The following is a 24,524-nucleotide window of genomic DNA, read 5'->3' on the forward strand; positions in this document are numbered from 1 at the left end:
GGAGTTGGTCCGGAGCAAACTCTTTTCCGGTTGCATCCCAAAGTCCGTTGTCCGAAATGCCCTCTATGGCCTCCACCGGCAAAACGAAACAGACGATCAGATCAGTATTGCTCGCGCCGTTTTGGGCTCTGCAACTGTTCACCGGCGCCAAGAGCTTCTTGGACAATCCGCTCATTGGCTCACAGCGGCTGAACGCGCGCGGGCTGCATGTGACGCGCGTGAAGCTGGCGACGAGCATGGCTGCATGGCGGCGCCGGCGCCTTGCCTCCAGAGTTCGCCCCGACTGGCGCGAAGCATTCGACCGTGATGGTTTCGTCGCCATACAAGGCGTTGTGCCGCCCGCCCAGTTCCCTGGATTGCGCGAAGCGATACTGGCCTACCGCGCCCCTGCACGCGAGATGCGCCAAGGCGATGCCATCACCCGCAGGATGGCGATCGACCCGGCGATGCTTGCCGCGATCCCGGCCCTGCGCGGCCTACTGGAGCGCAAGGACATCACGGCGCTGTTCCATTACGTCGCTAGCTTCCGCACGGCGCCGCTGCACTATATCCAAACCATCGTCAGCGATCCCGCAGGCCAAGCGGACCCGCAGGAGAATTTGCACGCCGACACATTCCACTCCTCGCTCAAGGCCTGGCTCTTCCTGAACCCGGTTGCGGCGGATGAGGGGCCGTTTACCTACGTGCCCGGCTCGCACCGCTTCACACCCGAGCGGCTCGCGTGGGAGCATAGCCGCAGCCTGCCCGACCCGCGGATGATCGACCGCCTGTCAGCGCGCGGATCGCCCCGCGTCTCTGACCAAGATCTCGCGGCGATGAAGCTGGGAGCGCCCGAGGCGCTAGCAGTGTCCGGGAACACGCTTGTGGTGGCCGATACCGTGGGTTTCCACGCGCGCGGCCTCTCGGTTCGCGCTGGTGAACGGGTAGAAATCTGGTCCTATGCTAGGCGCAATCCCTTTTTGCCGTGGCTAGGCGGGGACCTGTTCAGCCTACCGGGCTTGGCCGAGCGCCGCGTGAACTGGATCTGGGCTATACGTGACAGGCTGGAGGCCCGCATCGGCCAGCCTTGGCGCTCGGTCGGGACACGCACAGCCATGGATAATGGCAGTAAACGCAACCAGCCTTGAAGATTCGTGCTTTCGAGTAGGAATTAGATTTTTGTCACCTTGTGCCGGCAGCGGTCTTCTGAAGAGGCGCCGGCAGCGAGGACCGAGGCAAGGTCACAACCCGGCACAGGCCGGAAAATGTGTCAGCAAGGCTGTGGGTGTCCCCGCGTTTGTCGTAGTGCTTCTTAAAGGCATATCGCCAATCGTAGCCGGATTGCTGGATTTGAAAAGCGATCGAGGTGCTACCAGACTGATCTGCCGCCCGCGGCCAACCGCAGCCGCCAGCCAGCAACGGACCTGCGTGATGTATTCGATGCACTGCGCTACCGGCGGCGCGACGGATCATGTCTTTGCCCTTTGTCAACTTCTCGGCTTCCGTTTCGCGCCACGTCTGCGCGACATCGCAGACCGGAAACTTGGCTCGATCGCCGTACCCTCGACCTACAAGCGCATCGAAAGCCTCATGGGCTGCACGATCAAGACTGCCGCAGGTTGGCCGCCTACAAGCGGCAAAACAGGCTGGATTTTGCCGCTGGCCGAACTTGCCCGCATCGAACGAACGCTGTTCACGCTCTACTGGCTGGAACAGCCCGGCTTGAGCCGGGCCTGCCAAGCCAGCCTCAATAAAGGCGAAGCCCGTCATACCCTTGCCGCCGCGATCTACACTGTCAGGGACGGTTCACCGATCGCTTGATTGAAAACCAGCAATACCGGGTATCCAGTCTCAATCTGGTCATCGCCGCGATCGTTTGCTGGACCACGATCTATATGAATGCTGGCCTCCACCATTTACGATCATCTAAGTCGTCATCGACAACCTTTTGGCCTCATACGCCCCGCGAGCGTACGACGATGTTGGCTTCTTCCGCGACTTCCCACGCAATATGGCTGCACAACCGGCCCGCCGTAAGGTGCTCAACCAGTCGAAAGGTAGCCGTGCAGCAAAAGCGTTCGCAGATTGCTTCCCTTTAACGTCACGTGCCTATTTTCCAGCCTATCACCTCATACAAGTGTCGGACTGCAGCATAGGATACCAACTGATTCCCACAGAATATCCCTCGGGTACCATTGTTGCCCTAAGGTCACACATCAGTCGTAATTCCTGCCGCCGACCTGGTTTTCGGGAAACCGTTCCCCATCTTTTGGTTTGTGCATGTGACTGACACACCAAAGGAAGTTTTATGAATATCAAGGCGATCACCTTCACGGCTGCTCTTGCAGCCGGGATCGCAGCCCAGCCCGCGCTTGCGCAGGACGCAACGCCGACCGGTACCGAAGTCGCTTCGAACGGCACTGGTTTCCGCGGTATTCGCATCGAGGGCAATCTCGGCGGCGACCGTTTCCAGTCGGAAGGCAACCATAACGACAAGTTTGGCTACGGCGGCACCGTCGGCTTTGACGGCACCTTGGGCGAACGCGTAGTGATCGGCGCCGAAGGCAGCTTCTGGAAGCCGGGCAAGGGTAACGAGAACACCACTGGCCTGGCCGACGGCAACAGCATCGACCATAAGGCTTTTGAAGAATGGGGCGCAGCCGTGCGCGCTGGTTATCTCGTAACCCCGCAGATGCTGGTCTTCGGCAAGGCTGGCTACGTCAACGGCGAGCAGCGCAAGCGCATCGAAGGCCCCACTGGCAACACCTTGGTCTATGACCACTACCGCGCCGACGGCTATCAGGTTGGCGGCGGCGTCGAGTACACCGTGATGCCGCAGGGCCGCCTGCCGGTCTACGTAAACGCGCAGTACGTTTACTCGAACTACCATGGCAACTCCGGCCGCCAGCGCGTGATGGCTGGCATCGGCGTGCGCTTCAAGTAAGCGGCCTCAAGGGCAACCGGCCTATCTGAACAGGACGGGCCGAATAAAACGGGCCGGATCGGCGCCTCGCGGCGCTGTTCCGGCCCGCTGTCGTATTAGCGTCCTGCCCTGCGGCACCGGGTCATGATCGTGGCCAAGGTGCACGTGGACGCGAGCGGGCCGAACCAGTCGATCCACTGGTCCGGCTTTGCCCATACGCGCAGGTCAAAGGCGGCCCACCACGGCATGTTAGCGCGAAGGCCCGCGCCGTATAGCTCGATCCAGCGATATTCAGCCTGCGCCGCCTCGCGGCCGATGAAATACGCCGACGTCAGCGCCGCACCCGCCCACCAGTTGCGGGTAAGCAAACCGACCGCTGCCTGGACTAAAAGGGCCAGGGCGATATGCTCTAAATAGATCATGCCCGGCGCAACGCATGGGCCGGGAACTCGGCTGCACCTGGATATCTACTGGATATCCATTGGCACTTGGATATCCAGTAGATATCATCATTTCCGCGGGCCACCGGGCATGTGGACGACCAAGGTTCGCAGCAATATTTCACCGTCAATGCAGTCGGTCCTGACGGGAGCCCACGGGGAACCTCAATCGATGCGGGATCGACGACATAGCTTTCAAACCCTTCCGCTTTCAGTACCTGACGAAGCCATACGCTCGAGCATCATAGCTTCCGATGCAGTCCACCGCATGCCGGAGCATGATCACTAGAGCCGACACTGCCCTCTGAAGGACGGGGCGTGGAAAGCACGCCAGACAACGCTAGGCCAGAACAAACGACGCCCTAACTCCCGTGGGAGATGGCGGCTACTCGGCGAATTTGGCCAAAAGCTGCCTCTCCGTCCCCCCGCCCCCCCGACAGTGGCCTTTCAGATTAACCAAGGGATTGCAAAAACTGCCGTCCATTCATGCACGCTCCGGCGTGCGCAAGTTTATGGCTACATTCTGCGGTGCTTCAAGGTATCAGTACCGTAAAGAAGTGAGCAGGAGAATGTATGAAGATGGCTTGGGTAGTGCTTGCGTCTGCTTCAGCATCCTTACCGCAGCCGGCCGTTGCAGCCGAGAAAACCGCGCCGATCACGAGAACCGTCGTACTCGAGGGTAAGACCTATACAATTGAGCAAAAAGGGAAATGGGCGAGATCTCGTTTTCACGGCGGAGTAGTCGTGTCTGGTGGAGTGCAGCAAGTCGACGCTTCGGTCCGCGCAGCTGAGATCGCCACCGGTTGTCGGAATAAGGGCTACACCGACCGCAACGTTTATGTTGATGTGCTGCTTGATTGCGAAAATTCGCCTGAGGCCGCGCCCAAAGGTACTGTGGTCACGCCGGGGAGGCCTCAGTAGTTCGAAGGAAAGGCCACCATTGGAGAAGTGATGTAACCACCCGTACATGTGCGTTGCAGCAGGCCGCTACCGCCGACAAGATTTACAAAAACCTTTTTTATCAAATTGCTAATAGCTTTAGCATTTTTTAGCCCGAAATCTTCCCGACAAATTTATTGCAGCGCAGCGTCATTTTAGCGACAGGTTTCACCCTGTATAATCTGTTTTATGATTCGCCAGTTGCGGAAGCCGGAAATGGACATGGACCTGTCTACGCTTGAACTTGCGCTCATAGTATCAAGTTATATGACCGATCAGTTGGACGGCAGTAGCGCGCCCCTTATTACGATACCTCGTGACGTTGCCGAGTTAGCCGTTGCTTTCACGAATGCAGCGATCGAGAGCCTCCAGAACCAACCCCGCAATCCGCCACCGTCCCTGAATTAAAGGGCGACCGCGCGCCCTGTACCTCGTTCACGTTCGCAGAAACTATTGTAGGATCTGTGGACGGGCCGCCCTGCCGGGAGCAACCAACCATTTCGTCAAGTAGCCGACAGCTGGGACCCTGTTCACAAGCTCCTCGACGTGGCGAATAGAGTTGAGCTGAAGGATCCTGAGATATTTGCTAATTTCCTGGCTTTCAGGCGATGAGAGAACGCAATGGGGCACTATCTCGCTGTGTATCAGCGTTTCAACGCATACGGCAGACGGCCGCGACGACCGTCGCCCGGGCAGGTGCCGCTGCCGCGCCGATCCACTGCTACCCCAGCAGAAAGTCGATATCGGCATCTGTCAGGCTAGCGGAACCCGCTTTTGCCTTCTCGTCCCAAAGCATGTCTGCCAGGCCTTGCTTGCGTTCCTGTAGCTCCAGGATCTTTTCCTCGATGGTGCCGGTCGCGATCAGCCTGTGAACGAAAACGGGCTTCGATTGCCCGATCCTATGCGCCCGGTCGATCGCTTGGGCTTCTACCGCAGGGTTCCACCATGGATCGTACAGGATAACGGTGTCGGCTGCCGTCAGGTTGACCCCTGCCCCGCCCGCCTTGAGGCTGACAAGGATGATAGGCACCGCACCATCCTGAAAACGGCGGATGGGGCTGGCGCGGTCACGGGTTGATCCGCGCAGTTGCTCGTAAGGCAGGGCGATCCTGTCAAAATCGCCTGCCACAAGATCGAGCATTCTCGTGAACTGGCTGAAGATGATAATCCTGCGGCCTTCCTCGACCATTTCGGGGACCATCTCCATCAATCTATCGCGTTTGGCCGAAGCGATGCCGGCACCGAGTTCACCGGGTAGCAGGAGCGGGTCGCAGCAGATCTGACGCAGCTTGAGCATGGCATCGAGAACGATGATCTGCGAGCGCATCAGACCAACCCGGTCGATCTCTTCGCGCACACGCTTGTGCATCAGTAGGCGCTGGCTTTCGTAAAGCCTTAATTGCGAGCCACCAAGTTCGATCCGTTCGGGAATGATCGTCTTGGGAGGAAGGTCTGCGGCAACGGCATCTTTGGTCCGGCGCAGCATGAACGGCCGAAGCCGGCGGGAAAGCGCTGCGCGCGCGGCAGCGTCACCCTGCTTTTCAATCGGCGTGCGATAGGTCTTGCGGAATGCTTCGTAAGTTCCGAGCAGACCAGGATTGGTGAGGCTCGCAAGCGACCACAGGTCGGTCAGGCGGTTCTCGACCGGGGTGCCGGTCAGTGCCACGATCTGATCGGCCTTCAGGGTTGCAGCCGCCTTGAATCCTGCTGTCTTAGGGTTTTTCAGTACATGCGCCTCATCTAGAACAACGAGTGCATAGACATTGGAGGCCATCAGCGCGCTATCCCGGGCAAGCAGCGTGTAGCTGGTCAGCACAACATCAGCGTTTGAAAAGCCCTCGCCATGCAGAGCTTGCCGGTCGGCGCCATGCCACAATAGACACTTCAATGCGGGGGCAAAGCGCGCGATCTCGGCTTGCCAGTTGGGCAATACCGAGGTGGGGGCAACGATCAGGATCGGACGACGCGCCTTGGGTGACGCCTGCCGGATTGCGAGGATATGAGAAATGGCCTGGAGCGTCTTGCCCAGTCCCATGTCGTCGGCGAGGACGCCGCCCATTTCTGCTTCGTGCAGCGCGCCAAGCCATCCGCAGCCCGTAGCCTGGTAAGTACGCAACTGCGCATTGAGCCCCTCCGGCGCAGTAAAATCAACGCCGGTTGGCGCGTTGAGCCCATCCGCCAGAATGCGCAGGCGATCCTTTGTCGCCCATGCCACGCCGGAATTTGCAAGGTCGTGCACGGTGCCAAGGTCGTACCGATTGAGCCGCAGCGTCGCAGCGCTACGATCTGCCAGCGCCATGCGCAGGATTGTCTCTATCAGCGGGCGTACCGCCCCCAGCTTGAGCGGCGTAAACCTGCCGCTGCCGAGCGGCAACGCGATGCGATACCCGTCATTCTTAGCAAGGATATCAGCGCCGCCAACCGCCAGCAGGCGGCGAAGAGCAGGCAAGACATCGATCCGTTGGTCACCTTGTATGCGAGCGGCGAGTTCGACATCGAACCAGTCTATCGGCGGCGCATTTGCTGCTGCTGAAGAGGAGCGCTGCGTGATCTCGATACTTGGGACTTCGGCGACGGCCTCATCAGGTTCGAGCAGAACATGCGGCCACTTCGGCGCGTACTCGATCATCCAGCCCTCATCCCGCAGGCTTTGCGCGTCGTTGACGAGGAATTCGGGAAAGCGCTGATCGTGCTCCTGCCGCTCATCCACGAACGCATGATCCCAGCCTTGCTGCGGTGTCGTATTGTGACGCCCCGACATAGCTAGCGGCGCAAGTGCAGTACGTGCCAGTCGGTCGGCGGCGGCTTGTTCGGCATCGATGTCGCGCACAATGCGCACCACCCCATTCGGTCCGCTTGCAATCACCTCGCCTGCCGTGTGGAGGGCGCCAACGCGGTGCCCGCCGTAAGAGAATTCCAGACGTGCCAATTCCACCGGTTGGCTTGCCAGGCGCCCGCGCCATCCCCGTCCGTACTCTGGGGTTTTCAGCTTATCTACGAGGAAGCGCAGGACGGGACGGGGACCCTGCTCAGAGACGGACGCCGATTTCGGCATTGCGGGCGCGGGTAGCACGTCGCCGGCGATCTGAGGCCAACGGGAGACAAGGACGGGAATTTCATCAGCCGCCACCGGCGGCATGGCCAACAGCCTTCCAGTCAATGGAAGCGAAACGCCGGCATCGATGAGTTTCAACTCGCAGGCTTGCTCGTCAAAGTGCAATGGCGGATCGCCAGGAAAAATCATGTGTTCGGCAGTGTCGCAGCCGTCTAGGTCGAGGCCAACGACTTGCCGGCCATCAGCGAGAGTTTCCCAGCATAGTTTGCACACGAAATGCTCTGCTTTGACCGCGACATTCACGCCATCGGGCGTTTTCCATCGCAGCATTCGTCCCACACTGGCCTCCCAGAGCCAGCTCCATCCGTGCGGGCCATTGGGTGTACGATTCACAGTGAAATCGCCGCCGACCGCATGGGTCATCCGTGATAGCAGCCGCATCGCATCTGGCGCCAGGTTGCCACGAGAATGCTGCATTTCCCAAGGGTGAGCCGCCCGCCAGTTTACTTCGTGGTGGGAGCGGCGCCAAGCTCGGATCTGCAGAGAATAGCGATTGGGCTGGGCAGGGACGGGCATTCCCTTCGCCGGACGTTTGCCCTGCTTGAAAAGACGGGCCGGCTCAATGGTGAAACACACCTCTTCGTGCATGATCCGGGCGGCCAGATCATCAATCGCTGCAGCGTCGAGCCAATGCGCCAAGGGCCCGGCAACCCCGGGGAGTCTTTCTGTTTGGGTCTGTATCCGCAGACGAGGCTTTTCCCGTTGAGGCGCTCCTGCATGGCTAAATGCCTGCAGTGAAAACAGGACAGCGGCAACGTGCTTGCAGGCTATTGCAACCGGGCAAGTGCACTCGCTTGCAGGCAGCCCGCCAAAATCATCGTCGTCGTCAAACACGATCGACGTGAAATAGCTGTTTGTGCCGCTCCCCCGCACAGTCGCGGAGACCGTGTCGAGCTGCTCATCGATCTTGAAGTCCGATACGCGCCCCTGCTGAAAATACCGCAAACCTGCCTCGATCATGCGGTCAGTCTGAACGGAAACAAATAGGAGGTCGTCGGTCATAGCAGGGATCATCACCTGCTTGTTCCAACACCTACAGATTTTGGCAAGCGCCCTACGGCCGCCCACACAGGGATATCTGTGCCATGTCGCGGTTGATCGCTGTAGAGGCTGGAGCTGGTAATGAGAGTTCGGTCGAAAATTGCACGCGGGACATCGCGAATATGGCGGTTGGATGTTTGGACAGCGAAACTGGCCACTGCCAGCGCAGCCATCGAAGGATAGCGCCCCCTTATATGTCATCGGCACTCGCCCGAATGCTATCCCCCCGGTTGCATCTGCTCGCCAACCAGTCCGCCAAGGAATTCGGCCAAGGGGCCAATGTCAGTTTCAGTGCTGGCTTGCTCCAGAGCGGCCATATACTCAGCACGCCGACCGACAGGTATGACGGTCCAAGGATAGCCACCCGACGCCATCATCACATTCATCAAGAACCGCCCCATACGGCCATTCCCGTCGATATAGGGGTGAATGTAGACGAAAATGAAGTGCCCCAGAACGACCCTTACGGCCGCTTCGGGCTCCTCCTGAAGCAGTTCGAAGAATACCGGCACCGCATCGCGCACAGATTCCGCTCCCATCGGAACATGGCGAGCGCCGCGAATGAAGACTGCTGAATTGCGATAGCCTGCCAGTTCGCCTGGCCGCAGGATGCCCGCCTGCACCCCTGGGGCAAACAATTCGCTATACCAGATAGGATGGTCCTCATCGGCGACCTTGCCTCCGCCCTCCCCTGCAAAAACGCGTTCAACGCTCGCCTTGACGGCTTGGAATGCCTGCCAGTAGCCTCTGGCGGCTATGGCATCCTTGTGGTCGCGGTCTTCGGGATTGAGGTCTGGGTTCCAGTTGCCATCGCGGACGCGCTCGATGAGAGCGGCGTTCACCCGATAGCCTTCGATGGACAGGGAGTTATAGGCGTCGTTGACGTAATTTTCGTCCACGCGCTCGAGATAGGCGGCTGTGTCGTTCAAACGTGGTGCTGCCGGGAAAGCCGCAATCGCCCTCTCCCGCATCTGCTGCCACATAAGACGAATACGATTTGCAGCTGGTGATGGATCTCGCGGCAAAGGGGTATCAAGGCGATGCGCGAATGGGTCGGATTCCCTCACGTCATATCCTGCGCTTTTCATGACGCGACCAATATCGTCGGCAATCCTGTCACGGCCGATGTTGCGAAATGCCCCCGCAAGCCGTCCAGCGACGACGCTATGGCCTCCCTCCAAAAGCCTTTCGAGCAATGCGGAAGCGTCGCGCTGGGTTGCTAGAGCGGTGCGCGCATCCGTGGGATAGCTGGTATAGAATTGGGGGCTGACCGATATGAGTGCGGCCTCTATCCGATAGACCCGCACGCCTTCATCCGTATGGGTTCGATCGCTTTCTGGCGGTAGCGCGAGATTGGTATCGATCAGTGATGTGCCATGAATGAGAGCAGTCGGCTTATTTCGGCCCCCCGGCGCCCGAACCAGCAACTGCCTCGGGACAGTCCGGTTGCCCGATAGCAGCAACAGCGACTGATCGGGGGACAGGATCCAGTCATCTGCAAACCTCTCGGTCAGATATGCCGTACAAAATCCCCAGAAGCTTGCGAACCAGGACGTGCTTTCGCCTACGGGTTCATCAGGGCGCGCGGGGGTGTACCAGCCCCGGATGACCTCACGCAAATAGCCGGCTTTAAGGAGCCGTTCCCTTTCCAGTCTGGAAAGATCGGCCGATCTGATGGCAATTTTGCCATCATTCTGGAGGCGGCTTAAAACCTCCAATGCTTCTGCCAATTTTTCGCCAGGGCGGGCCATCACAAATCCCGTGTCAAATTTCGCTTATGCTGTTGTACCATATTTCGCTTTAGATGCCGGGTCGAATTTCGCTTTTAACGCAGAACGCCTCACACGCGCATGATCCCGTCTAACAGGAATATCCGCAAGTGAGCGGTTTCAGCCCGAAAAGGCGGCTGTCCAGCGACTATCGCGTTGGGGTGGGCGCCCCGAGATTGCCCCGATCTGCGCCGGAAAAACGCTTCGTCAGGAGGCCGTTAAAAATCCGGCCTCGCCAAATATCTTGCCGCTGCCCTTCATCGCGCGTTTGGCAGCGTATAATGCGATATCTGCGCGCCGAAGACTATCGTGAGGGTCGTCAACATCCGCTTCCAGGAATGCGCCGCCGATCGTTGCCGAAACCGATCGCGTGTATCCGTCCCGTTCGACCGTATGGCGCAGGCTACCGAGAATTTCGGTGATGTACGCCTCTGCCCGCGCGCAGTCGCGCGGCCTGGTCAGCAAAATAACAAACTCGTCGCCCCCAAGGCGTGCGGCAAATATCCCATTGCCAGCCTTCTGCCGGAGCCGGTCCGCCATCATCCGCAATACGTCATCGCCCGCTGCGTGGCCGAAGGTGTCGTTCACCCCTTTGAAGCCATCGAGGTCCAGGAGAATGAGCAGGGCAGGCATCCCCTCGTCTTGAACGCGGGATACAACCTCCCGCAGCTCCTGCTCAAAACAGGCTCGGTTGGGCAACCCCGTCAAAGAGTCGGTATCCGCGGTCTGGCGCAGGACAAGCTCGCGCTCGTGCCGGTCAGTTATATCCTGGAATACGCCAATCAGCGCGACGAAACGCCCCTCAAATACAAGCGGTTCGCCGATGCTACGCACACGCCGCATCTGGCCGTCGGCGGTGATGAAGTCGCTCTCGAAATCAAATGACTCCCCGAGAATTGCGCCGCGTTCCAGGAGCCTGGCGACCTCTTCGCGCCGTTTCAGCGGATAAAAGCTCAATGCGTCGTCGACCGAAGGCACCTTTCCCTTTGGAAGGCCATGGATGACGTAAACCTGATCGGACCAATGAATGCTGTTGTCGGAGAGCTCGAGCCGCCACGAGCCAATTTGTGCCATCCGCTCAGCCTGCCGCAGCTGGAGATGCTGCCGCTCCAGCACCTCTGTCCGATGATGGGCTTCCCGGCTCAACGCCAGCGCCTCTGAAGCGGCCCTGCGGCAGGCCACCAGCGAGCTTACAAGCCCTGCACTCGCGATAAGAAGCGCCCGCGATTGATCATCAAGAACCCTCGGCTTGGTGTCGATTATACACGCAGTGCCAATGCCGGATATGTCCTTCCCGTCGGTCTCGGCTCCCCAGGGACGCAAAGGCACGCCGGCGTAAAAGCGAATGTGGGGCGGTCCGGTAACAAGCGGATTATCGAAGAAGCGCGGGTCTGTTGCAGCGTCTTCGACTATGAGGATGTCAGGTGCATGAATTGCATGTGCGCAAAACGCCATGTCGCGCGGGGTTTGATCAACCTCTATCCCGCACTTGGCCTTGAACCACTGCCGGTGCTCATCGATCATCGACACCAGTGCTATCGGCGCATTGAAAGCAGTACGCAGAAGTTCGACGGCAGCATTGAAATCCTGCTCCGGGGCGGAATCCAGAATCGCAAATTCATGTAGCCGCTCAAGACGAACGATTTCTCGGGCGATGTGCTCTTGAGGGGTAGTCATCAGGTCGGGGCCGCAAGGAGCAAAAGTTCACATTCTAAATGCCGTGGCCCAGATATGGCGACGGGCTTGGCAGATAGCTACATCATCATACCACAGGTACAACATCAAGCGGACCTTCGTGAAATCTTTTCAGTTCCTGACCTGATGGTTGCAAGGTTTGCATCCTTGTCCCACTGGACAATGGTATCGGCGATCTGGGCTGCCGCCATCGGCCGTCCAAACAAAAAGCCTTGCCCTTCGTCACAGCTCTTTTGGGCCAGGCGAGCCGCCTGGGAGGCCGTTTCAACGCCCTCGGCTATTGTCTTGATCCCCAGACTTCTGGCGAGATGCAATATTGCCCGGACAATTGCTTCGTCCTCACGGCCGTCGTTGTCCATCTGTGAAATGAATGAGCGATCAATCTTGATCGTATCAACCGGAAATTGCTTGAGGTGCGTCAGGGACGCATATCCGGTTCCAAAATCATCCAGACTTATGCTGACCCCCGCATCCGCTAAAATATCCAGTGTTCTAAGAACCGTCTCTCCCATCTCTTCCAGAAACACACTCTCCGTCACTTCCAATTCGATGGCTGAAGGTGGCAGACAGGCACGATCCAGGCGGCTCAAGAGACGGTCCGAGAAATCGCCGCGCCTGAAGTCAGCAGCGGACCCGTTGATGGCGACCGGTCCCACAGTAACACCTTGATGCCGCCAGGACATTATGTCGCTGATGACGCAATCGAGCATCCTATCTGTTAGTTGCACCGCCAGGGCCGGGTCATTGAAGGCCGCAGCTATGCCCGCAGGGGAGCGCAACCCTTGACCGTTGTGCCACCTCAGCAATGCCTCGAAACCGGTGCACTCGCCCGTTTTCAGGCAAACCTTGGGCTGATAGAACGGAACGATCAGGTTTTTGTGCAAAGCCTGACGGGCGTCATGAAGCATCTGCGTCTCGCGTTCGGCAGCCGCCCGAAGTGCGGGCTGAAAACGGTGTACGCTTGCGAAGCCTTCCGCCTTTGCTGCGTATAAGGCAAGGTCCGCGCTCTTGTGCAACTCCTCTGGAGTTGAGCCATCCTCTACAGCCACCGCGTATCCTGCGCTGAGCCCCACCACCAGTTGCCGACCGTTGAACAGGACGGGTGCGGAAGCCGAAGCGAGGAGTTCGCCGATCCCGCCTTCGTCAGCACTCTGCACGTCCCGATCGAAAAAGATGATGCCAAATTCATCTCCCCCAAGGCGGACCACTGTGGCTGATTCCGGCGCCGCCCGTCTGAGCCGATCACCAATTTCTCGTAGCAAAGCATCACCGGCATCGTGGCCGAAGTTGTCGTTGATCGTTTTGAAACGATCCACATCCAGCACCGCCAGACCAACTTGGCTACCTGTGCTGACCGCCACTTTCAGTGAGGCTGCGAGATGCTCAGTGAAAAAAGCACGGTTCGGCAGGCCCGTCAGGGCGTCATGGTGTGCACCCCACAATAGCCTGCTCTCGTAGTGTTTCTGGCTGGTGATATCTCTCAGCGAGCCAATGATGCGAGTCACGCGCCCGCTGTCATCCCGCACGGCGTAGCTTCGGGCCGCCAGGTCCAGGTAATTGCCGTCACCGGCCAGGAACCGGAATTCCTGCGACCAGTGGGTAAGCGATTCCTGTTGCACAGAATCGAACTGCTCCACCACTCGTTGTCGGTCATCACGATGGACGCGCTCTAAAAACCAGGCCAACCCGGTTCCCAAGGCGATGTCAGGATAGGTCAGAACGTCAGCTGCAGCCGCGTTCCAGCTGACGCGGTCCTCACCCATGGCAAAATCCCAGATGACATCGTTCGTCGCCAGGGACGCCAGGCGATATCGCTCTTCACTCGTCTGCAAGGCTTGTTCTGCCAGGAGCTGGTCGTCAATGTCCTCGAGGCTGCCGTACCATGAGATGACCTCGCCTCGCTCGCCGAGCCTTGGGAAAGCGCGGGCCCGAAACCAGCGATAGGTTCCGTTGGCATGCAGCAAGCGGTATCGAGTATCGGCCTCTTCTTCGCCGACCCTTGCCAGGACTCGCCCCCACAGCTGCCGGACATGTTCCAGATCGTCGGGATGGACGGCGTTTGTCCATCCCCAGCCCAAACCTTGATCGACGCTCATTCCCGTAAGGACGGCCCACCGGGGGCTCAACTCGATCAACCAACCAGTGGGGTCGCTGATCCAGGGAATCTGGGGGTTCAACGCCACAGACTGCCGGTAGTGCTCCTCGCTCTGTTGCAGCGCATTGATCAAATTGCCCATCTCGGCGCGGGACTGAAGGACATCCTTGAAAGCGCCATAACCTTTTGCCAGCGATTGCAAGATTATCGCTGCAGCCAGCAAAAATGTGACGCCTATTCCAGCCATATACCAACTATCTGACACGAGCAGTTTTGCGGTAACCGGTAAGGCACCGAAAAACAGGACAAAGCATCCTGCCAAGGGGAAGGCTTGCAGGCAGTAGCAACAGCTGATCGACCCGACGAAGACGTAAAGAGCTATCGCCGTATCCCGAAATGCGCCCACTTCGCCCAAAAGGATAAAGCCCCATCCACCAAACGCTGCGCTAACGAGAACGGAAGCAACAAGCGTGCCATTAAGGTACCGCCGTATTTCTGCTGGGCTTGGGGCCTCGGACGGGCGTGACAGCCAAAGGCCTGCTCGCACTGCGATCAGCATTCCCAGGACGGCAGGAACAGCCAGGCTGAGGAGCTCGCTAACTTCACCGTATGTTACGAACCCCAGAAAGGCTGAGTTGATGAACATGAGCGCGTACATCATGGGAATCTGGGATCGCAGGTTTGCGTACTGTGCCCGCAGAATCACATCCGAGTTTTGATCAATCTGCTGCAATTGCTTCCAAATCATTAGCCGGTTCGCTCAATTAAGCCGTCACGCTGCTCCGGTTTAGTTAACATCGGGTATCTTTGCGGCCCGCTGGTCGTCCTACAATACGGCTCCGTCCCAGCGCACTCACGAACGGCCGGCGATCAGTAGCCGGCCCACCTGCGGCCCGCTATTCGCGAACGTTCTTGAGCATCCGCGCCGTCGCGCCGGAAGATGGCAGCAGATTGCGCCCATAGCGCAGCGCGGTAGCGGTCGAGGTCCAGCGCAGCGCTTGGGCAATCGGCCCGGCATCCTCGCCGCTGGCGAAAAGGTCCTGAGTCAAACCCACGCGTAGCGAATGGGTGCTCAAAGCAGCGATAGCAGCATCGAGTTCCGCGCCAAACAACGCAACCAAGCCTTCGTTCGCGGCGCGGCGCGCGGTACGCTTGAGTATCTGGCGTACCGCTGCCGCGGTCAGCGCCGTCTCGCCGATCGCATAGGTGACCGCTGCGGGCTGCGCCGGCTCCGGCTGAAGCGCGGTCAGGTCCCAGCGCGCGTTCCCCTGTAACTCAGACAAGGCGCGGGCGCGCCTTGCCGGACGCGCCTGGGTCCGTATGACGGCCACCCGGCGAAACAGCGGTCCCTGCGCAACGCACGCCTCAGATTGCCAGCCTGCGACGCGTCGCATCGTGTCGGGCGACAGCCAAGCGGTCGCCCCCCTGCCCTCCTGATCCGTCTTCGAGCGCGGAATGACAAACAATCCCGAACCATCGTCCTGCTTGGTGATGTGCTCGCAGAAGATCGCCACCAGTTCGGAGACCCGAAGCCCGGCATCGTAGCCGACCGACAGCAGTGCCGCATCGCGCAGGCCCGCGACATTACCGGGACAGGCTTCGAGCAGCGCACTCAAGGTAAATCCCTTTGGCGTCTCGCCTCCTACCCCCTCGCCGTAGCGCAGCGCCCCCGCTTGGCGCTGGCCGGCCCCGAAGCGCCGGCGAAAACCGCGCAGCGCATCACGGACGATCGGTCCGGCAACCGGATTGGCGGCCCCCAGCAGGCCATGGACGGTAGCCAGCGACGCCAGACGCCGGCCGACCGTGGCAGGCTTGAGTCCGCGCCTTTCACAATCCTCAACGAAGGCAACAATGCGCGCCTCATCGGCGGGCAGGCCTAGGCCGCCGGCGCGCGCACTGAACCCGGCATAGCAGGCCAAGTCATTGGCGAGCGCCTTCACGCTGGCCGGCGCTCGGGCCTCGAGGCTCTTGCGGTAAGCTAGCTTGTCGATGCGCGAGCCGGCCGCCAGCAGGTTGGTGATGAGGCGGGTAAGCTCGACAACGCGGTCGATCGCATACCCCCCCGTGCGGCGAGGCAGGCCGGTGCCGCCCGGAGCGACGACGGTGACGATCTCGGTTTCGGCCGCCGACGCGGGGATGACCGTGCGAGCGGGAAGCATGGGAGTTTCAGGAGCAGCCATTTTTCGTCAGTTTGCCTAACCCACCAGATTCAAAGCTGCTGATATCATGGCTTTCACGTTTCCCTATATTGGGGAATCGTGAAATATGGGCGTAGACCTAATCCAGCGAAGGAAGCAAACCGCTATCAGGTCCGCGCCGCACGCGCCTTCCTGATCCGGTTGGGAATTGAACCATGAACAACGTCATGATCTGGAAGGGCTACTCGGCGCGCGTCGAATACGACGACAAAGACGGCATCCTGTTCGGCCAGATCGCCAGCATCCGCGACGGCGTGGGGTTTCATGCCGACACCATGGAAGGCCTGCGCACGGCCTTCCACGAAGCGGTCGACTAATACCTCGATACCTGCGCCCGTATCGGCAAAGAGCCGCAGCGCCCCTATTCAGGCAAGATGATGTTCCACGTCAGCTCGTAAGCGCGCCGCAAGGCAGCGCTGGCGGCAGAGCTGGTAGGCGAGAACCTCAACCAGTGGACCGAAGAAGCATTGTCGTGCGCGGCGGGGTAAGCCCCGCGTAGAAACATCCTGCCGCTTGGGCAGATAGTAACGAAGGGGCGGAAACCTTGAGCCTGGACCGCCCCCCGAAGGCCGCCGCCTTAAAACGCGAACCGCAGCCCGACACGACCGCTGGCGAGGTTGTCGGCATTGCCCGCCTCGCCGCTAAGAGCGCCGAACAGGGTCAAGCGCGAGGATACCACCAGATCCGACCCCACTGTTGCGGAGGCCACAACGGGCGCGCGCAAGGCTCCTGCGGCGCCAAGGCCAAATCCGCCGCCGTCCAGCGCGGCTAGAGCATGAGGGGTGCGACCTTCGACTTGGTAGCGAACGCCAAGCGTGAGATAAGGCCGCAACGCCGCTTCCTTGCGCATCCCGCCCTGGAAGGTCATCCCTGCATCGACGAACAGCGCATGATCGCGTTCGCCCGCCACGTCGAGGGCATAGGCACTGCCGCCAGTCTCCGCCACACCCTCACGGGTGACGCGGATCGCGGTCATGCCCAGGCTCGGGCGTACCGTCCAGTCGGGTCCGAGCGGCGCCGCGTAGTCGAGGCTGATATCAGCGATCCAGCCCTTGAGATCATAGTCTCCCCTGGCTGATCCACCTGGCAGGGCGCGGTGGGTGGTGGCATTGCCGCCGTTGTAGGCCACGGTCGCTTTTATACCCAGGCTACCTTCACTCCAGCGTCCATGGATACCTGCAACCACTGCATCGAGTTCGGTGCGGGCACCGAGCGGAGCAAGCGTCTGTCGGCTATCGAGATAGCCCACGAACGCGCCGAGCGACCACTCCTCGCCACCCCACCCGATGCCGCCGAGGAAGCCATAGCCGTTTGTGCGAGCCTTCGAAGTCCCGTGCGTGCCGCTTTCCAGCGTGCGGGTGCTGCCCAGTGCGCTGGCGAAGGTGTAGGCTCCCGAACCGTCGGTACGCGGCGCAAAAGCGTCGCTTCGGCCAACGTTCGCCAGCTCGAGTCCCTGCTCCACGGCGATCTGGGTGGCCGAGGCGTAGGCCTCTGGTGTCAGCCGCGCGAAGGCGGCCTGATCCGACGCTCCTGAGGCGGTCACCAAATCCGGCACGGCTGTGAGCAGCGCGTCAGAAGCCGCACCGCTCACCAGCACGCCGTTTACGTAGTCGATCGCGCCCCGGACCTGCGGAGTGTATCCAGGATCGTTGAGGAACTGGCCAAGCAGCGAGATCGTATTCTCCCGCTGTACGACGAAGCCGAACAGCGAGGCAGGCTTGACGACGTTGGTATAGCTGCCGGTGATGCCTCCGCTGACGGTGATCAGGTCGAGCGATTGGCCCGGCGTTACCGCTTGGGCAGCGACGATCTGAAGCGTGGCTCCTTGCGCGATCGACAGACTGCCGTTGATTACCAACTTGTCCGACACCGTGGGCGTGATCTCGAACAGCGATACCGAGCCGGATTGAAGCGCTACGTTGCCATTCACTGTCATCGTACCGGGCGATGCCCCGGGGCTTAGCGTACCTGCAACCGTAAGGTTGGCGTTGACCGTCCCGGCAGACCCAAAGGTCGCGCCTTGACGGACAAAAATCTGCGATGCGCCGATCGTCGACCCCGCCAAGCCGACGAGCCTACCCCCGGTCAGGTCGGTGCTACCGAACGCTGCCATACCCGACACCGTCGCAAAGCCGCCTGACATAGTAAAAGCCTCAACATTGGCAACGGAGCCGAAGGCAACCGGCGCAGCTGGGCTGCCTCCCGATACGGCGATCGCGTCAGTGCCAGCGCCGCCGTCCACCGAGCCGGCGAAGGTGCCGGAGATCGTGAAGCGGTTGTTGTCTTCTGCGAACACTACATGGGGCGCAACCAGCGATGCGCCTGCCGCGATCGTCAGGTTGCCGCTCGCGAGCACGCGGTCATACGCCTGCCCACCGCTTAGCGACAACATGCCAGCGCCTTCGATAGCGAGCGTCTCGAAGCCGCTCAACAAGGCGTCGCTGAGCGTACGATTGCCCGCCAGTTCGATCGTCGCGACATCGGTACCGGTACCGCCAGAAATCGTCCCGTTCACCGTCCCGGTTGCGGCAAGGCGGACGCTGTCGTCGCCAGCCCCGAGGTCGACCATGCCGGCAAGCGTAGCACCGTTCGCGACAATGATCCGCTGGTCTCCGGCGCCGAAGGAGAGAGCAGCCCCGGCCGTACCAAGCGTTCCCTCCACGGTCAGCGCACTACTGGCGAGCTCGACTTGTTCGAAGCCCGTCGCCGAGCCCGCCAGCGTTACCGGCGTCAGCGCATCGAAGCGCACCGTATCGTTACCCGCGCCGCCATCGTAGCGACCTGTAGCGCGCGTCGTACCCAGCGTGAGGCGATCGTCACCTGCGCCGAGCGAGATGCTGGCGATATCGCCAGCAACGCTCAACGTTTCGGCAGCCGCCGATCCCGTCACCGCCCCAACGGTGTAGCCAGCCAGTGCGAGGTTCAGTTCCGTGCCGGCCAGCGTGATCTCGTCGAAGCTCTGATCGAGTGTCAGCGACAGCGTACCCGAGCCAGTGATGCCCAATCGCTCGAACCCGGTCCGGGCGCCAAGACCCGAATGATTCCCGGCCAGGACGATCGTGTAGAGATCGTTGCCTGCGCCGCCATTCACGCCGCCGACCACATGACTGCCGGCCTGCTCGACGAATTCATCCTCGCCGTCGCCCAGCGACACGGCGCCATCGACCATGCCGGCGTTGATGAAGCGGTCGTTGCCGCCCAGCAGCATGACCGAACCCGCGATCGTGCCGTTGTTAGTCACTGTTTCGGCTGCGTCCGAGCCGGTCAAAGTGATGGGGCCGTTACTCGCCAGAGTCTCTCCTGCCGCGATCGTAACGGTGCCCATCGAGACACCGATCGTATCGAAGTGGAAACTGCCCGAATAGGCGACACTGCCCTGGCCGATCTGGCTGAAGCGCTCGAAGTTGATGAACTGGTCGCCGTTAACGGCACCGCCGCCGGTGGCATCGACGATGAGATGGTCCAGCCCGGCACCGCCGTCGACAGTGCCGAGCAGAGTTGCACTCGCAAGTTGCAGGAAACTGTCGTCGCCAAGCCCGAGGAACACATCACCTTCGATGCGTCCATGATTCTCGATTGCGTCATTGCCTTCGGCAAGACCGATCGAACCGATAATCGTGCCGGTGTTGACGATGCGGCCGTCCGCGCTGCCGATCAACTGGATCGCGCCAGAGAAATCGCCGGACATATCCACCCGCCCGGTACCACTGCCGGTGCGGATCGTGCCCGCATTGGTCAGGTCGAGTCCAGCATTGTAGGACAAGATCGCGGTAGATCCCGTGCCGGTCGCTTCGATCAGGCCACCGCTCGCATTGACAAGCGTGGCCATGGCAGGGCCATTGCCGTCGAGTAGGAGCGCTATGCTAGTGTCGCCATTGGCGCGGATCGTGCCCGAATTGACGACGTCAAGCGCTCGATTACCGGCAGCCGATTGGCTGGCGGCATCGATCAAGGCACCGATGCCACCGTTGCCGGTCGCTTCGATCGTACCCGAATTGTTCAATGACACGGTGCCGGCCGTGATGCTGCTATCGACGAACAGCGCAACGGCAGTTCCAGACGCGCGGGTTATTGTGCCGCTGTTGGCGAGCGAAACCGACGCCGGTGGTGGGGTAGTGTCATAGTATCCGTATCCATAGGAAGACGCAGTAAGCCCCCCCGCGATGATACCGCTGTTCGTCGCCCTGACCGAACCATTGTAATAGCCCTGCAGGGACACCGCGACATTGTCTGCAGCTGCCGAAATTCCTCCGCCGTTGGCAAAGGTAATATCCGAAGCGTAGACGAAGACAGTATCGCTGCTCCCGTCGTTTTCGAGCGTCCCGCTATTGTTGAAGCTCACCGCAGACGACTGGCTGATCGACACCGCACTGTTCGCAAGTGCGGCGGTTCCGATTGCACCGGTGTTAGTGAATGATGCCGCCCTGACAGAGGCCCCCCCCGCGATCGAGCCGGCGTTGGTGATTGACACCAACGTCTGGTCGGCAGGAAACAACGGGTTGGTTTCGAACGGATTGGATAGATCGTACGGCAACTCGGTTGTCATCCGGCCCGCAATCACTGCCTTGTTGATAATACTGCCGTTGCCTGCAAGATACAGGTCACCCGTGAACGGACTCGGCGCCGTAACGGTAGCAACCGTGTCCAAGCCCACCGCCTGGATCAACGCGTCCTCGAAGTTACGAAGGCCGGCGAAGTCGATCGCTATCGCGCCGCTGCTGTCAAGCACGCGGCCGTAAATGTCGCGTCCCGCACCGCCGTCGACGATGCCCGAGACCCCTAGCGTATCCCCGGTCTGGAGCAGCAGATCGCTGCCATCGCCGAAGAGCAGGTCGCCCGTGATCGTGCCCCCGGCAGCTACGAATGTGCTGCTGGCCAAGGACCGCGTCGGCGCGCCGGAGTAATACGGGAAACCATATCCCATATCGACGGAGCCATTTACCGCGCCAGCGTTGGTGAAAGTGCCGTAATATAGACGCACCGCGGTTCCGCCAGTCCCGGTGATCGTGCCTCCGGATGCGTTGGTGATAGCAGCGGAGGTAGAGGTGTCGTTGCCAGAAATGGCAATGCCGCCGGTGCTTGCCAAGACGCCCGAATTGACGATTTGCCCGCGATTGTAAGCGGTTGCCGCGACGCCGCCGACACGGATGGTGCCGCGGTTGTCAAGCGTTCCAGCGACGACACCGCGCGCGGCGGCACCTCCGTCGACCTGCGCGATGATGCCGGTATTGGTGACCTTGGCGCCCGAGATGCCGATACCGCCGTCGAGCAGGATCGAGCCGGCGTTGGTGACTGTCCCGCTACCGCTGCTAACCCCGCCAACAATACCGGCCGAGTTTGCGTTCGCATTGCGATCGGTAACGGTGATCGTGCCGAAATTTATGAAGCTGTCGTCCCCGCCGAGGCTTACGCCCGCCCCCCCGCTTGCACCGCCAATCGTGCGCGCGACAGTGATGGTGCCGTGGCTGCTGATCGCGAGCACGCCTGTCGGGCTGCCGTAAGAAGCCTGGGTGGCCAGTATACTGTCCACGGCAAGCGCGGACGTGACCGTGTTACTCGTCAGATCGGCATAAAGGTCGATGCTGCCGGTACCGGCGACCAGCACCTGCTGCGTTATCGTCCCTGGCGCGGTCAGCGTTAACGTTGCGCCATCGGTCAACTCATATGCGGCATTCGCGAACGGGCCGATCGGGCCGAGAACGGCGGATTGCGCGCCCGCCACGCGGTAGCGCAGCATCGCGCCACTAGTCGCGGTAACGGAGCCCGTGATGCCCGCGAACAGACCGGGGCCCGTGTTAACCAGATCGGTAAACAAGAGCCCCCCGGAGCCTAACACAAGATTGCCGTTCAGTACGCCTCCGGCCTGCGATATATAGCGCTGACTGCTGCGGCCTTGGTCGGCATAGGTCAGTGAAACCTGGCCGTTGATTGTGCCGGCGTTGACGACGGATTCGTTAAACAACGTTCCGGTAATCGCCTGGCCGCCATTGCCGATGACTCCGCCTGCATTGTTGAACACCACGCCGTATGCATCGAGCACCACCGCAACACCGTTGCTGTTGATTGCCGTAATCGATCCGGTGTTGGCCAGGTACGCGCTGGTCTGCACACCGGCCTGGGCACCTTGTATCGTCCCACTATTGGTCGAAAGAGTGCCGACATTGCCGCTGAGACGCACGCCGACGCCTGCGGTCGAGCGTATCGTCCCGCTGTTGGTCAAACTGTTGCCGGAAATCTCGACGCCGGTGTCGACGCCGGCGATTGTGCCGGCGTTAACAACACGGGCTTGAGAACTGGTGATGCCGCCTCCCGCTGAAACGATCGAGCCAGCATTAACGATCTCGGAGGAAAATCCATTGATGGCATAGGCCGATCCGCTGCCGGTCTGGATGCTCCCCTCGTTCCTGAAGCGCTGCATTTCGGGCGATGATACGCCGTTCAAGACGAACGCCGTCCCAGTCGTGGCAATCGCCGCACGGTTGACGAAGGATCCTGCGCCGACCACCTGGATTGTCGTGGGTGCGACGAAACCCGTACCCAGCGTGGTCGTCACGCCTTTGTCGGTGGCAATGGCGAATTGCTCGAAGCCGGTCAACAATGCGATCGGCGTGACGATCGTCGTGTCGCTGCCGATTGCGAGCTGCTGTGTATTGATGCCACGGCCGGCGTCGATAGTGCCTGTAATGCCGGTTACCGGGGTTGCGGTGCCGTCATAGCCGACCACCAGAGTGTCATTGCCGGAGCCGAACATGATCGAGCCGTTGATCCGGCCTTGCGATGAATCAATCAGGCTACTGCTGTTACCGGTTAGGACGCTGCCCGTGATCGTCCCGCGGTTGACGAGATTGAGATAGCCGGTGCCGTCGATGGCCGTAGTGCCGCCGCTGGAAATCTGGCCGCCAGCCTGGTTCTGCACGACCAGGAACGACGACGACAGCGCGGCGCCAGTGCCCGCATTGGCGATCGTGCCGCTATTGGTCAGCGTACTGATCGTTGCGCTCACGATCGTTGCGGCCGTGCCGTTCGATCGGATCGTTCCACTGTTGGTCCATGTGCCGGGATTGATAGTATAGGGATAGCGCGTGTCCGCATTGCCGGTCGTCAACGCACTGCCGCTACCGCCGTCGATCAATCCGGCATTGTCCAGCGCTGCGACCGGGCCGACGATGCTGCCCGAAATCCTGCCAGTCATCCGGTTGGTAATGGCATCAAATGCCGACCAGGCTGTTGTGAACCCGTAGGCCGTCGTGGCGACGTCGCCGCGCAGCGCTACGCTGCTGGATCCCGAGATCGTGCCGGCATTGTCCACGGTAGCAAGCAGCATGCCATAAAGGCTGCCGCCGGTCTGGCCCATGGCAAGTCCGGTCGTCCCCGACAGCGTCGCACCGTCCGTCACAGTCAGCGCAAGCCGTGTTGTACTACCGTTATAGGTCGAAGCCGGTCCGGTCAGCAGCGCGATGCCGCTTTGCGTGCCACCGTCAACCTGCCCAGATACGACGACGGTTTCGCTGATCATCGGAACGGTATTGGGCACCTCGATCGTAATCGCCGATCCACCCGCATTGGAGACAGTCGCACCGCTGACGACGGACACCGTCGTGCCTAACGTCGTCACACGGATGCCGTCGACGTCGGTACCGGTGCAAGTGGTGATGCTATTCGCCAGCGTCGGGTCTGGCACGCATTGCGCAAAAGCAGGGGCAGCAAGCGTCAGCGTCATTACCAAAGCGCTCGTCTGCAACGCGCGCACGCGCACTCGCCGCGCCGACGACATATTTTCAACCATGTAACACCCCCGAAATTCAATCAACGGCTTACCGCAGGACGAAGGCACTTGTCGAGCAAAGTCAGTGCTAAAAACATGCATCGATAGCTCCGCGTCTACTTGCGGTTGAAGAGCACGCAGAGACGTTGTGCGAAATCCTCCTGATACAGGCGCACCGCGTCACTTGAGCGGCTCTGGCTTACACTTAGACTTAGTGGGGTGAAGGAACTACAGCCCTGAGGTGATTGATACTCACGCGAAACCAGCGACCAACAAAAATCTTGCCAAGACGGCGCTGCGTCGTGACGAGGTGATTGGGACGGCTATGGTGCACAGAGGTGCACAGTTGCGCCCCTAAGCTCGACAACGCGGTCGATCGCATACCCGCCCGTCCGGCGAGGCAGGCCGGCGCCGCACGGAGCGACGACGGTGACGATCTCGGTTTCGGCCGCCAACGCGGGGATCACCATGCGAGCGGGAAGCATGGGAGTTTCAGGAGCAGCCATTTTTCGTCAATTTGCCTAACCCGCCAGATTCAAAGCTGCTGATATCATGGCTTTCACGT

At 60.5% G+C, this 24,524-nt stretch carries 9 protein-coding genes and 2 pseudogenes; 4 read left to right on the forward strand and 7 right to left on the reverse strand.

Features of this window, described 5'->3' with window-relative positions:
• Positions 1-65: 65 nt before the first annotated feature.
• The 3 genes and pseudogenes from TQ38_RS29460 (at position 66) to TQ38_RS29470 (ending at position 2,923) form a co-directional block, all read left to right on the forward strand.
• On the forward strand, positions 66-1,127 hold the full coding sequence (locus tag TQ38_RS29460; RefSeq protein ID WP_043980766.1) for a phytanoyl-CoA dioxygenase family protein: 1,062 nt from the start codon (positions 66-68) through the stop codon (positions 1,125-1,127).
• A 292-nt stretch (positions 1,128-1,419) separates the two neighbouring features.
• A pseudogene (locus TQ38_RS31635) lies at positions 1,420-2,078 on the forward strand (Tn3 family transposase).
• A gap of 209 nt (positions 2,079-2,287) precedes the next feature.
• Positions 2,288-2,923, forward strand: a complete 636-nt coding sequence (locus tag TQ38_RS29470; RefSeq protein WP_052506037.1) for an outer membrane protein — start codon at positions 2,288-2,290, stop codon at positions 2,921-2,923.
• A 95-nt stretch (positions 2,924-3,018) separates the two neighbouring features.
• Here the strand turns inward: TQ38_RS29470 and TQ38_RS29475 are convergent, their stop codons facing one another.
• The 6 genes from TQ38_RS29475 to TQ38_RS29505 form a co-directional block, all read right to left on the reverse strand.
• Entirely contained in the window at positions 3,019-3,324 is a 306-nt protein-coding gene (locus TQ38_RS29475; protein WP_043980770.1) for a hypothetical protein, read from the reverse strand.
• 1,678 nt (positions 3,325-5,002) lie between these two features.
• Positions 5,003-8,398, reverse strand: coding sequence for a DEAD/DEAH box helicase (locus TQ38_RS29485; protein WP_162792494.1), 3,396 nt, complete (start codon positions 8,396-8,398; stop codon positions 5,003-5,005).
• 257 nt (positions 8,399-8,655) lie between these two features.
• Entirely contained in the window at positions 8,656-10,188 is a 1,533-nt protein-coding gene (locus tag TQ38_RS29490) for a Fic family protein (protein WP_043980774.1), read from the reverse strand.
• A gap of 225 nt (positions 10,189-10,413) precedes the next feature.
• The gene (locus TQ38_RS29495) at positions 10,414-11,883 is read right to left on the reverse strand and encodes a diguanylate cyclase domain-containing protein (protein WP_043980776.1); all 1,470 of its coding nucleotides are present in this window, start codon (positions 11,881-11,883) and stop codon (positions 10,414-10,416) included.
• A gap of 104 nt (positions 11,884-11,987) precedes the next feature.
• Positions 11,988-14,744 carry a bifunctional diguanylate cyclase/phosphodiesterase gene (locus TQ38_RS29500; protein WP_052506039.1) on the reverse strand — a complete coding sequence of 919 codons (2,757 nt, stop codon included), beginning with the start codon at positions 14,742-14,744 and terminating at the stop codon, positions 11,988-11,990.
• Between the two features lie 148 nt (positions 14,745-14,892).
• Positions 14,893-16,155: a tyrosine-type recombinase/integrase gene (locus tag TQ38_RS29505; RefSeq protein WP_113942142.1), complete on the reverse strand. Its 1,263-nt coding sequence runs from the start codon at positions 16,153-16,155 to the stop codon at positions 14,893-14,895.
• Positions 16,156-16,349: 194 nt separating this feature from the next.
• On the opposite strand from TQ38_RS29505, the pseudogene TQ38_RS29515 reads away from it, so the two are divergent.
• Positions 16,350-16,682: pseudogene (locus TQ38_RS29515) on the forward strand (type II toxin-antitoxin system HicB family antitoxin).
• Positions 16,683-16,771: 89 nt separating this feature from the next.
• Here the strand turns inward: TQ38_RS29515 and TQ38_RS29520 are convergent.
• Positions 16,772-23,980: an autotransporter outer membrane beta-barrel domain-containing protein gene (locus TQ38_RS29520; RefSeq protein ID WP_043980780.1), complete on the reverse strand. Its 7,209-nt coding sequence runs from the start codon at positions 23,978-23,980 to the stop codon at positions 16,772-16,774.
• Positions 23,981-24,524: the final 544 nt, after the last annotated feature.

Origin of the sequence: Novosphingobium sp. P6W (genome assembly GCF_000876675.2) — a bacterium.
GTDB lineage: Bacteria > Pseudomonadota > Alphaproteobacteria > Sphingomonadales > Sphingomonadaceae > Novosphingobium.

What these genes read in the sequence shown, in the direction of transcription:
- TQ38_RS29460 (WP_043980766.1), top strand. Translation starts at nt 66, where the DNA reads ATGGCCTCCACCGGCAAAACGAAACAGACGATCAGATCAGTATTGCTC.
- TQ38_RS29470 (WP_052506037.1), top strand. Translation starts at nt 2,288, where the DNA reads ATGAATATCAAGGCGATCACCTTCACGGCTGCTCTTGCAGCCGGGATC.
- TQ38_RS29475 (WP_043980770.1), bottom strand. Translation starts at nt 3,324, where the DNA reads ATGATCTATTTAGAGCATATCGCCCTGGCCCTTTTAGTCCAGGCAGCG.
- TQ38_RS29485 (WP_162792494.1), bottom strand. Translation starts at nt 8,398, where the DNA reads ATGACCGACGACCTCCTATTTGTTTCCGTTCAGACTGACCGCATGATC.
- TQ38_RS29490 (WP_043980774.1), bottom strand. Translation starts at nt 10,188, where the DNA reads ATGGCCCGCCCTGGCGAAAAATTGGCAGAAGCATTGGAGGTTTTAAGC.
- TQ38_RS29495 (WP_043980776.1), bottom strand. Translation starts at nt 11,883, where the DNA reads ATGACTACCCCTCAAGAGCACATCGCCCGAGAAATCGTTCGTCTTGAG.
- TQ38_RS29500 (WP_052506039.1), bottom strand. Translation starts at nt 14,744, where the DNA reads ATGATTTGGAAGCAATTGCAGCAGATTGATCAAAACTCGGATGTGATT.
- TQ38_RS29505 (WP_113942142.1), bottom strand. Translation starts at nt 16,155, where the DNA reads ATGCTTCCCGCTCGCACGGTCATCCCCGCGTCGGCGGCCGAAACCGAG.
- TQ38_RS29520 (WP_043980780.1), bottom strand. Translation starts at nt 23,980, where the DNA reads ATGGTTGAAAATATGTCGTCGGCGCGGCGAGTGCGCGTGCGCGCGTTG.